7 protein-coding genes are annotated in these 11,691 nt (G+C 57.5%); 4 read left to right on the top strand and 3 right to left on the bottom strand.

Annotated elements, in window-relative coordinates:
- Positions 1-112 precede the first annotated feature (112 nt).
- The 3 genes from QN084_RS07285 to QN084_RS07295 form a co-directional block, all read right to left on the bottom strand.
- A complete protein-coding gene (locus tag QN084_RS07285; protein ID WP_139126920.1) occupies positions 113-811 on the bottom strand; it encodes a hypothetical protein in 699 nt (232 codons plus the stop codon).
- Between the two features lie 602 nt (positions 812-1,413).
- Positions 1,414-3,837, bottom strand: a complete 2,424-nt coding sequence (locus QN084_RS07290; RefSeq protein WP_069696735.1) for a S8 family peptidase — start codon at positions 3,835-3,837, stop codon at positions 1,414-1,416.
- 7 nt (positions 3,838-3,844) lie between these two features.
- Positions 3,845-4,795, bottom strand: coding sequence for an AAA family ATPase (locus QN084_RS07295; protein ID WP_168529831.1), 951 nt, complete (start codon positions 4,793-4,795; stop codon positions 3,845-3,847).
- Between the two features lie 411 nt (positions 4,796-5,206).
- On the opposite strand from QN084_RS07295, the gene QN084_RS07300 reads away from it, so the two are divergent.
- From QN084_RS07300 to gcl, 4 genes are all read left to right on the top strand, one after another.
- Positions 5,207-6,604 carry an SIR2 family protein gene (locus QN084_RS07300; protein ID WP_168529829.1) on the top strand — a complete coding sequence of 466 codons (1,398 nt, stop codon included), beginning with the start codon at positions 5,207-5,209 and terminating at the stop codon, positions 6,602-6,604.
- 1,431 nt (positions 6,605-8,035) lie between these two features.
- On the top strand, positions 8,036-8,839 hold the full coding sequence (locus tag QN084_RS07305; protein ID WP_069696736.1) for a hydroxypyruvate isomerase family protein: 804 nt from the start codon (positions 8,036-8,038) through the stop codon (positions 8,837-8,839).
- Between the two features lie 47 nt (positions 8,840-8,886).
- Positions 8,887-9,765: a 2-hydroxy-3-oxopropionate reductase gene (locus QN084_RS07310; protein WP_069696737.1), complete on the top strand. Its 879-nt coding sequence runs from the start codon at positions 8,887-8,889 to the stop codon at positions 9,763-9,765.
- A 133-nt stretch (positions 9,766-9,898) separates the two neighbouring features.
- On the top strand, positions 9,899-11,674 hold the full coding sequence (gcl, locus tag QN084_RS07315) for a glyoxylate carboligase (RefSeq protein WP_069696738.1): 1,776 nt from the start codon (positions 9,899-9,901) through the stop codon (positions 11,672-11,674).
- The last annotated feature ends 17 nt before the right edge of the window (positions 11,675-11,691 follow it).

Consider the following 11,691-nt stretch of genomic DNA (forward strand, 5'->3'; position numbering starts at 1 on the left):
ATAGCTGGAAGCGTTGGGCCGGCTTGCTCTCATCCTTTCGGGTTTGTTGAACTCTGCCTGCCCTTGGTGCCCTGTCAACAACTTCCCTACTCGATGAGCTTTTTCCTCCCGCCTAGGCTATTGCCGGTTCTGGTGAAGCGGTTTCGTAACCCTGGCGCGCCGCGACCAGTGCTGCCACCAGTTCATTGCGATATTCAGGTGCCGCTGAAGGCCACGACAACGCTACGTGCAACAACTCGGCCGCTGCATCGTTCAGGCGATCGAAGGCTGCAAGGAAACCTTCAGGATCTTCACAAGCATCGGGTTTCAACATATCGGCTAAACGCAGAGCAAGGGTTCCAAGAAAATGAGGCCAAGACCAGATTTCTTCAGCCAGGTCGCGGTGGTTCAATTCCATGCGCCACCGTACAACTGCGGCGTCAGCCTGCAGGACTAGCTCTTCGATGGCCTCACGTCCATGTTCGAATTGCTTCACGAATGCGTTACCGACGGAAACGAGAGCTGTTATGGCCTCACGTTCTCGCTGCCGGGAAGCCTCAGCCGCTTGGACCGCAAGCTGCAAAGCGACGTCCTCGCGTTGTGCCTCCAGTTGCTTGTTCAGCTCAACTTTCCGCCGATGATCTGCAAGCTGAGTCGCCGTATAGTTCTGCGACAGCTGTATCTGAAACAGATTTCGTTGAGTTCTGATCGTCTTGACGATGGCGAAGGCAGCAACCGCGGCACCTACCAACGCCTCAATCGAACCATTCCACATTGCGACCCATGTGCCGCAAGATATCCAGAGCGCTTCACCACAGACAATCAAATCCATTCAGGGATCATACGTGCGTCCTACAACCATCCCTAAACCACTATTGCTCGGCTAGTCAGGGTCCGTGACAATGTGCCCCTAACGGTTGATCAGGCTGCGGCGGACCTCAGCAAATCCTGATTTAGAACACCCAGCTGCCGACGAAGCCGTTGCCAACCTGGAGGTACACCGGTCTCCGGCGGAAGACACTCCCGAATGCTCCTAAAAACTAACTAAACACTCCGACTGGCGACCGGGGCCCTGAACCCATGGAGGAAGATGACACACGACATCTGTCGGCACACGGCCATCCCACGATTCATCGCTCTGGGTCGCGATTTGAGTATCTGCTGCATGCAAGGCCCAGCAGCTGTCCAGCTTCATAGGCAGTAGTTGTAAGAACATCGCTGTTTCCACGTAATTCAGAGCGAACCACGCCCACGTTCAACTGGGCGGGCACAACTCGCTGAAGGCCAGACTTGCCCAGCGCTTTCCATGTGCAAAGCCGCTGCACATTTGGATTCATCAAAACGCAGTGCGCACCAAGGAACACTTCTGCCGGATCTCGGGTGCAGGAAGTGAAATCAGGAATGAATAGTCTCCGAGGTGTGCCAATCTATCGTCTACTCCCCCACTCTCGGCCTAATCTGTGCCGCGGTTCTGATGTCAGCAATAGTTACGTCTCTGGCTTGGAGAGACCTTCGCATCTGATTGAATACGGGGGCTTCGCCCCATGGGTCGGTAATCGAGAGAATGGCAGCGAAAGGAATCCCTTCTTCCGGTATGGCAAACCCACTCCTAGACAGCGGCTCAATGACCAGCCGGAATTGCGACGAGGTTCCAACACCGGCCTTTTGGGTTTTCCGTGACCATTTTTTCACGGATCCCCATTTCTGGCCTTCCCTTACCCTCTCGCGTTCAAGACCGGATGATCCCCTCGATTTGAAGAAGCCTTCATATGAGAGCTCCCCAGTATCGATATCGAGCTTCTCTTGCCTCAGATAGGCCTCTAGATTTACGCGCACGGTCTCACTTCCGTATTTCATGTCGAGAGGCGGCCTGTAGACCAACGTAAGCGTGGCTGCTCCGGCGCACTTCCCGCCCTGCCGGACAAGCGCTTGCGGCCATTGGAAATCGAAGGTTAGAGCCTTCTTGGTCTTGAGCTGCGATTCGAATACAAGAGTTATTGAATGGTCATCAGTCAGGAGGATCTGATCGGAAGTCTGCGGTATGCCAAACCCCACAAAATCCCTAGCCACGTGCGCAAGCTTTGCATGCTCCATATGCAAGGGGGCAACGGCACCATGCACGGCCAATGCCGTCAACGTCTCACGCTTAACTGCGCCAGAAATTTTGTGTTCTATATGTCCGAGCGTTTTCGCGACGAAAGGTGCTGCGTAGCTGGTGCCGCAGCCAGAAACCACGAGTCCTGTGGCATCAAAAGATTGCAATTGGTTAGTGCTGTCTGCAGCGCCACCCAGATGACAGAGATCGGGTTTGCTCCCCATCGCTAGACCCGGGCCACGTCGAGTGTAAATACTCGGGACGAGCTGGACGGAGGTATCCCGGCGAGGATCTAATGCTCCAACAACAATTGATCTAATGCTGTCCGCTGGCTGATGAAGACGATCGGCACCTGGGTAAGGGTAGTTGGCCAACATTTCCAGGGCTTGGTCCGCCTTAAGCGGCCACGGCGATCGAAACAAAGGTTCAGAGAGGTTTCCAGCTGACACGACGAACACGACATCATGTTTATCCGCAATATCGTCGAGTCGAGCAGCAAATGGACTGTATGTATCATTCCGAACAAGTTCATTTAAAACCAAAGACATGTTGAAGACCCGAACGCCTGACTTACTCGCCTCCTCTACCTCAAAGTCGAGCTGCTCCAGAAAATCCATAAACCCATTAGGATAGGCTTCAGCCCATGATTGTTCATCCGTGATGTGTAGGCCCAAATCGAAAATTCTGCATGCGCTCTCAGCCACCTCTGGTTGGGTGTTTAAAAATCCAGCGTCTGCAACCAAACCTCCAATAAATGTCCCGTGACTCGTGTCCCTCGACTCTGGATCACCGGCAACTACACGTCCAACTACCCAGGGCGCCAAAGCATCTATATCCGACACGCCAGTATCCACAATGCCAATAATCGGATAATTTGCGTCGGTACGCGGTGGTACGAAGTAGGGCGCGCCATTCGACTCACTTGGCGACGTAACAACACGCGTTTGTTCAATGATCGGAGGGAGCCAGACCTTACGTACGTAGGGTTCGCTGTCGAGAACCGCTATAACATCCCTTAAGACCTCCGAGGAACGTGATGCTCCCTGGGAATCCATGCCTAAACGGAGGAAACCTCTTTCACTCCACCAATCGCTAGCTTCAGTTAGCAACAAGGAAGGGTGGACTTCGAGCAGGCGGCGCTGGAATACGACCATCTCCCGGGCCTGTCGATCGTCGCTGGCATGGTCCTTTTGCGTCACAGGGATGAACATCTGGATCAGAAGGTATCCGCCTGAACGAGGGTCGCTCAACCAACTGGCAGCTGCGTCTAGCGAAAAGTCTCGTCGATCGCTGGGACCATAGGGGGTTACCTTCGCCACGGCGCCGACTTCACTCCGGAGACGGCTCGGATTGGGTTTTAACTTTCCATTCCGGTCTAGTTTTCGACGTGTTTCCGGTTCAGCCTTAGAAACGTTGTTGATCACGGTATCTACGGCGGCCGGCGTGAGCTCGACCAAAAGCTCACCAAAATCGGACACCCCTTGAATGGGCGTGGCATCCGCCTTGAGAAGTATTTGCGTTGGCCTGTGAGATTTGGCAAGGGCTGCAGTCCTGAGTTCAACCCGTGCGAAGCCGGCAGAACGCCCTGACGAGGCAATGGATGCCTTCGTCGCAGCGAACTGGCTGATTAGATCAGCTTTGTGGACGGCAAACTGCTCATCACGTTCGGCGTAGAAATCAGTCTTAGAACCACCGGGATTTATCTGCTGGTCGTCCACAAAGTTGCCACTGTTCAGGACTATCTGAATTGGGTTATGAGCCACAATTCACCTACTTCCGTGTCCAACGACTGATCGTCGATTGAGTAGTGTTAAAGAGCCGAGCGAGGGACTCCTGAGTGAACTTTATCTCCAAGTCAGTGCTCAACTGTCGAGCAAGTCCCTCCGCGCCATCAACGAACAATGCCTGTCGGGGAGAATCCGCAGGGTCGGCACTAAGTAGAGAGTTGACTTTCAAAGCTTCGAGAAGTGAGTCTCTACCAACCGCATTCATAACGAGATGTCTCTTGACGGAGTTACAGAGAGTTTCGATCTCTGCGCCAGTCTTGTTTTCAGTGAGCCAAGCCAGAAAGTCGATATCAACTTCCTCCGCAGCCACACCGTTAAGGAATCGGGATATCATCTGGCGTCTGGAATCTATTCCGGGTCGAGGGATTGCTACACGTGCATCGAAGCGCCGCCATATTGCCGCATCAAGTAGATGTTCGTGGTTGGTGATGGCGATTGTGAAGCCTCGATCCCGACGATCATCCAGGCATTGAAGCAAGGTGTTAACAACTCGCTTTATTTCACCCAGTTCATGTGGGTCATCGCGGATCTTCGCTACCGCATCAAACTCATCCAAAAGCAGGATGCACTCATATCGATTTGCGAACTCGAATAGGTTTGCAATATTTCTGGCGGTCGTTCCCAAAAATGACGAAATCAAGCCATCCAAGCGTGCCGTCACCAGCGGGACGCCCATGCGGTCAGCTATGACCTTGGCGAGCGCCGTTTTTCCGGTGCCTGGGGCCCCGTAGAGTAGCAGGTTCAAGGGAGGGCGGATACCCGCGTCGATGAGCATAGATGCGCTCTGCCATTCAGCGACCAGCGCCTCAATCGCCTTGCTAAGCGGGGCGTCGAGAATCGGTTCCATTCCCCGCTCGAATTCTCCTGGAAACAGCGTCGTCGCCAGCGGCGCGCCTGACTCCTTGTCGACTGGGGGTTGAACGGACCGTGACATGCGTTCAGTGTCAGCGGACGCTAGTACAACCCGCGTGGGCGCCAGCGAATCTGTTGCTTTCTTAGCTGTGAGCACGCGCGAAAGTGCATCCGCCTGATCCGCGTTCCCCTGTTCCGTCAGGGCATCTCGGAGCTTGCCAATGTTTCGTGTCAATGTCTGACTCGGCGACCGCATGGCCGTACGGCAAATCGCTAGGACGGTAGGAAAGTTCTCCACGTTCACTCTCTAACATACGAGGGAGGATTCATCAATATGATGCACACTATCACGAGTAAATATTGACTTCAACGAATATTTTTTGTTCTCATGCGCATAAAAAGTTATGCAATCACGGTTTCGGTTCGCTTCTCCGCCTGTAGTCCACGGTCGCGGTGTGCCTACCAGCTCTCTACGTTCTGGAATACTGGGCCAGTGAGCGGAGCGGACATCGACAATCAAGTGATGAGCGTCCTTAGGGACCTCGATACTAAGGATCATTTTTCGATCCTGCTAGGCGCTGGCGCTTCTGCTGGAGTCGGACTGCCAGACTGGAATTCACTCTCGAAACGTCTTCTCATCCTTAGCGGCGCCATCGATGATGACCAAACAGCCACGGCGTTTTTGGCGGCTCAGGATCCTGCCCTCGCTGCCGAGGCAGCGAAGTCCTCATCTGCAAAGTGGGATGACACACTCATCGATGCGCTTTACGGCGGCTCGGTGGATGAGCCAGAGCCAGGGGCATTGCATCTCGCCGCCGCGGCGCTTGCACTTCAGCACCCCCCGGGTGCCGTTGAACTTTTCACGCTGAACTTTGACTTACTGATTGAGCGGGCAATCGAAGAGGTTGCTGACGAAGTCGGCAAAACGGTATCGCTATTTACGCGCACGAAGGGGATGCCGCGGGGTAAACCTTCCGACTTTGAGGTCCATCATCTTCACGGTGCCTTGGATCCCATCACCCGGGAAGCGAAGGATATTGTCCTAACGTTATCCGAGTTCAGTGCGCTGGTCGTGGAACAGCATCCGTGGCAGGCGACTGCTTTGGACAACGCACTTCAACGAGGGCCCTTGATTCTCGCGGGAACGTCATACCGGGACGCAGACATTCGCTCGTGGCTTCACGGTCTAAGTACTGCCACAAAGGACCGGGTGGTCGTTTTCCTGGCACGGCAAGGCCTTGGACTTAATAAGACCCAGTTTGAGAAGGTCCAAGAAGCCTTGGAGCAGCAGTGGGTCGCAATCGGAGTGCAGCCAGTTATTACCCAAGACTACGCCGATGCAGCCCAAGCGCTGAAGGAACTCCCGCATCTCGAAGCAACCGACTATCTGCCGCCCCGCCAGCGTTCGCGGAACCTATGGGAGAGTTGCCTTGCCGATTTCGAAGCACTTCAGATCCAACACTCAGCTATCCTTGAGAGTCATCTTGAGGATCTCATAAACGCCGTCGGGGCTCCCGCGAATCTTGTGCTTTGGCTTTGCGACGGGGACAGTTCAGCGGTTCGTTGGTCCGCTCCAGATCGGATCTACAAGGATCCGGGTTCGCTGCGCAAGGTTCCAACAGGCCACGATAGTCCTTGGATTGTCGGCAAGTGCCTGGGAAGCAACGAGGTCATGGCGGAGGATTTGAACGAGCTATCTGACAGCGTTCGCCGTTGGAAACACGTGATTGCGCTTCCAATCACAGTAGAGCGAGACGGCGGTCCTGCATTCACCTACGCTGCAATCACTGCGGCTCTGTCTGAACCACCGGAGGCTTCTCTGCTTGATGCCTGGCTCTCAGCGCTAGGCATAATTGCAGGAGACTGGTCAGACAGACTTAGCGCTCTTTGATACCCATCCCCCTTAGGGTTCCGTCGCCGAAGGTTGTCAGGTAAATGTCAGCCACTGGATGTACAGTGTTATTGATTGGAGGAACCACGATGAAGTCCACGGACAAGACTGCAGTGCAGGAACTAAGCAAAGGTGTGTACCGGCTCACCGCGGCTGGCAATCGCAGCGCTTTGACGGGTAGGTTCACGTCTTCCAAGAGAGCCAGTCAGGTACAAGTAAGCTCTGTTCCGTCCCGCACCACACCTCGGGAAGCGTCTCCCAAAAAGTAAACTGCTAACACCAACGGCGGCAGTCTAGGTTTCCTCGATGTCGAGAGACTGTTCGTTAGCATAGAGTCAGCGTCTGTTCTAACAGTTATGAAGGTGACTTCCGTAGCGACCTGAACCTACTCTGGTGAGGTCTGCGCCGAAGTCGGTGACAAGCATATGGCTCGCTCATCAATACGTGGGGCGGCCGTTGCCGTCGTCCCAAGTCTATGGTCTTCTCGAACCTACCTGCCCGATTCAGCGCGATCCACAATCGGATACGCCGTTCCCGTTAAGGACAGGAAAACAAAGTCCCGCTGAGTCCACCGAAGTTGGCGAAGCCAGCGATTGATCGAAGCTTCGAACAGACTATGCTCCGCCCAAAGCTTGTGTTTAGGTGGGAAGAGCCCGCGATAGGGTTTCCAGGGGCATGCAGCAGTGGTAGGACTTACACCCTGTTCTTCCTCCATAACGTTTAGCCCCATGCAGAGGCTCTCGACTCGTCTGTGGTTCGAAGCTGGGCCCTCCCGCCGCAGTCTTCGTCGAGACGTCTTAGTTGGGTTGCCGCTTCAGGGATATCTCGGCAGCATGAATGGTTTACCGTTCCACCTTTTCAGCTTCTGCACCCGGCGCGGGTATTCCAGGTGCCCGGGGATGGACCTAGTCATTTCAAGCCAGTTGGCACTCCGTCGGCGTCGCGGAGCACGTTGCGCGAGCGGTTCCGCGACGTCGATGCCCTCGTCCATTTCAACGCGCCAATGGCATCCCGGTCCAGCCGTGGCAGGTGGACTGGCTGCTAACCACTTCAGCATGTATATGTCCCGAAAGAACTAATCGATTCCGACTCTGCGCATCGGATTCGACCAACTGGAGTGGCTTGACCGCGGGTCTTCAACGTCGTTATCCGTAGTGGAGGCCGCTGTCCCATTGAAACGCGACGGTTCTTGGCCGGGGAAAGGGACGTTCCGCGCGCCACTTTATGCGCAGCTAAGGCATACCCGCAGGCACTTTAGTATCCCAAACCCCACCTCCCCAACCCACCCCCTTGACTCCCACCCCCACCTTACCTAAACTTTTCATAAAGCAGAATCTAAATTCCACAAAGCGGAAACGAAGCCAAGAACCAGCAGGCCAAGCCAAGCAACCCCGGAAGATGGATCAAAGCCCCTCCTCGGAAGGACCTACGATGACGTACACAGTGAACTGCTCCATCCTCCTGACGGAGCTGCCCTTGCTCGAGCGCCCCGCCGCCGCGAAGGCAGCCGGTTTTGACGCCGTCGAGTTCTGGTGGCCCTTCGCCACTTCGGTTCCCACCGACAAAGAGACAACAGAGTTTGAAACAGCCATCAAGGATGCCGGCGTTCAGCTCACGGGCCTGAACTTCAACGCCGGCAACATGCCCGGCGGAGACCGCGGCCTGGTTTCCTGGAAGGGACGTTGCTCCGACTTCAAGGACAACATCGACGTCGTAGTCGGCATCGGTGAGCGCCTCGGCTGCAAGGCCTTCAACGCCCTCTACGGCAACCGCCAGGACGAGTTCACCCCTGAAGAGCAGGACGAACTCGCAGCAAAGAACCTCGCCGCAGCAGCCGAAGGCGTCGCCCGCATCGGCGGCACCGTCCTCCTCGAACCGGTCAGCGGCGCACCCAAGTACCCGCTCCTTACCGCCGAAGACGCACTCAAGGTCATCGCCCGCGTCAAGGCAGAATCCGGCGCACAGAACATCAAGCTCCTCGCCGACTTCTACCATCTGGCAGTCAACGGCGACGACGTCGAATCCGTCATCGAGAACCACGCCAAGGACTTCGGCCACATCCAAATCGCCGACAACCCCGGCCGCGGCGCTCCCGGAACCGGCACACTCCCCCTCGGCGAATGGATCGCCCGCAGCCGCGAACTCGGCTACGACGGCTACATCGGCCTCGAGTACAAGGAACCGCAGGAAACGGCCTTCAGCTGGGCCATCCGCCAGCGCGCCAACGCCAACTAAGCATCCAGCACACCTGAGCTAAAAAGACTTTCAGAAAGAGAACCACAATGAGCAACGTTGCAGTCATCGGACTCGGAATCATGGGCCTTCCCATGGCCATCAACCTCGTCAAGGCCGGCCACACGGTCACCGGTTTCAACCGCAGCCAGGACAAGATCGACAAGCTCGTCTCCGAGGGCGGGCAGGGTGCCACCAGCATCGCGGACGCAGTCAAGGACGCCGACGTCGTCATCACCATGGTCCCGGACTCCCCCGATGTTGAGGGCGTAGTCAGCGGCAAGGACGGCGTCTTCGCCAACGCGAAGAAGGGCACCCTCTGGATCGACGCATCCAGCATCCGCCCGGACGTCGCCAAGCGCCTCTCGGACGACGCAGTAGCAGCCGGCATCCGCCCGCTCGACGCTCCCGTATCAGGTGGCGAACAGGGCGCCATCGACGCCGTCCTCTCCATCATGGTCGGCGGCGAGGCAGCTGACTTCGAGGCAGCACAGGATGTCCTCAACGCAGTGGGCAAGACCATCGTCCACGTCGGCCCGTCCGGCTCCGGTCAGACCGTCAAGGCAGCAAACCAGCTGATCGTAGCCGTCAACATCCAGGTCCTCGGCGAGGCCATCGCCTTCCTCGAGGCCTACGGGGTAGACACCGACGCAGCACTGAAGGTCCTGGGCGGCGGCTTGGCCGGCTCCAAGGTCCTCGACCAGAAGGGTCAGAAGATGCTCGACCGCAACTTCGACCCCGGCTTCCGCCTGGCCCTCCACCACAAGGACCTCGGCATCGTCACCTCCGCAGCCCGCGAAGCCAACGTCGCTGTCCCGCTCGGCGCAGTCGTCGCCCAGCTCGTCGCCGCAACCGTCAACCAGGGCGACGGCGGCCTCGACCACTCGGGCCTCTTCAAGCAGGTCCTCCAGCTCAGCGGCCGCAAGTAGCAGCCCGGCGCTAAGGCGCCAATAAGCAACACAGCAGGGAACCCGCCGTCGTACTTAAACGACGGCGGCTCCCTCACCACACCCAAAAACACCACAGACTTCGCCCGTCAGGGCAAAAAACAAGGAGTACACCATGGCAAAGATGCGCACCGTTGACGCGGCCGTAGCCATCCTGGAAAAGGAAGGCGCAACCGAAGCTTTCGGTCTGCCCGGCGCAGCGATCAACCCCTTCTACTCAGCAATGCGCGCTCACGGCGGCATCCGCCATACGCTGGCCCGCCACGTTGAAGGCGCCAGCCACATGGCTGACGGCTACAGCCGCGCAGCTGATGGCAACATCGGCATCTGCATCGGCACGTCGGGCCCCGCTGGCACGGACATGATCACCGGCCTGTACGCAGCCCAGGCTGATTCCATCCCCATGCTCTGCATCACCGGCCAGGCTCCGGTTGCCAAGCTGCACAAGGAAGACTTCCAGGCTGTGGACATCGAGTCCATCGCCAAGCCGTTGACCAAGTTCGCCATGACCATCCTGGAGCCGGGCCAGGTTCCGGGCGCCTTCCAGAAGGCCTTCCAGCTGATGCGTTCGGGTCGTCCGGGCCCGGTTCTGTTGGACCTGCCCATCGACGTTCAGATGGCCGAGATCGAGTTCGACATCGACGCCTACGAGCCCCTGCCCATCGAGAAGCCCAAGGCTTCCCGCAAGCAGCTGGAAAAGGCACTGGACCTGCTGACCGCATCCCAGCACCCGCTGATCGTTGCCGGTGGCGGCATCATCAACGCCGGCGCTTCCGCCCAGCTGGTTGAGCTGGCCGAGATCCTGAACGTTCCGGTTATCCCCACGCTGATGGGCTGGGGCGCCATCCCGGACGACCACCAGCTGATGGCCGGCATGGTTGGCCTGCAGACCTCGCACCGCTACGGCAACGAGACCTTCCTGCAGAGCGACTTCGTGATCGGCATCGGCAACCGTTGGGCCAACCGCCACACTGGCGGCCTGGACACCTACACGGCTGGCCGCAAGTTCGTGCACATCGACATCGAGCCGACGCAGATCGGTCGCGTTTTCTCCCCGGACTTGGGCATCGCGTCCGACGCCGGTGCGGCGCTGGATGGCTTGATCGAGCTGGCACGCGAACGCCAGGCAGCCAAGACCCTGCCGGACTACTCGGGTTGGGTTGCCGAGTGCCAGGAGCGCAAGGGCTCCCTGCACCGCAAGACCAACTTCGACAACGTGCCCATCAAGCCGCAGCGCGTGTACCAGGAGATGAACAAGGCCTTCGGCCGCGACACCACCTACGTGTCCACCATTGGCCTGTCGCAGATCGCCGGCGCACAGATGCTGCACGTGTTCGGTGCCCGCAAGTGGATCAACGCAGGCCAGGCCGGCCCGCTGGGTTGGACCGCTCCGGCAGCCCTGGGCGTTGTTCGTGGAACCCCGGACGCCACAGTTGTTGCCCTGTCCGGTGACTACGACTTCCAGTTCATGATCGAGGAACTGGCCGTAGGCGCGCAGTTCAACCTGCCGTACATCCACGTTGTGGTGAACAACAGCTACCTGGGCCTGATCCGTCAGAGCCAGCGCGGCTTCAACATGGAACAGAACGTTTCCCTGGCCTTCGAGAACATCAACTCCCCGGAGACCAACGGCTACGGCGTGGACCACATCAAGGTTGCCGAGGGCTTGGGCGTCAAGGCCATCCGCGTTGAGGACCCGAACGACCTGCCTGCCGCTTTCGACAAGGCCAAGGCTCTGATGGGCGAGTTCAAGGTTCCCGTGGTTGTTGAAGTGATCCTGGAAAAGATCACCAACATCTCCATGGGCGTTGAGATCAACGGCGTGAACGAGTTCGAAGAGCTGGCAGAGACCGCGGCGGACGCACCCACCGCGATCCTGACCAAAGCGTAAGTAACAGTAAAAGAAGG

It is taken from the genome of Paenarthrobacter sp. R1 (assembly GCF_030264015.1).
Lineage (GTDB): Bacteria > Actinomycetota > Actinomycetes > Actinomycetales > Micrococcaceae > Arthrobacter > Arthrobacter ureafaciens.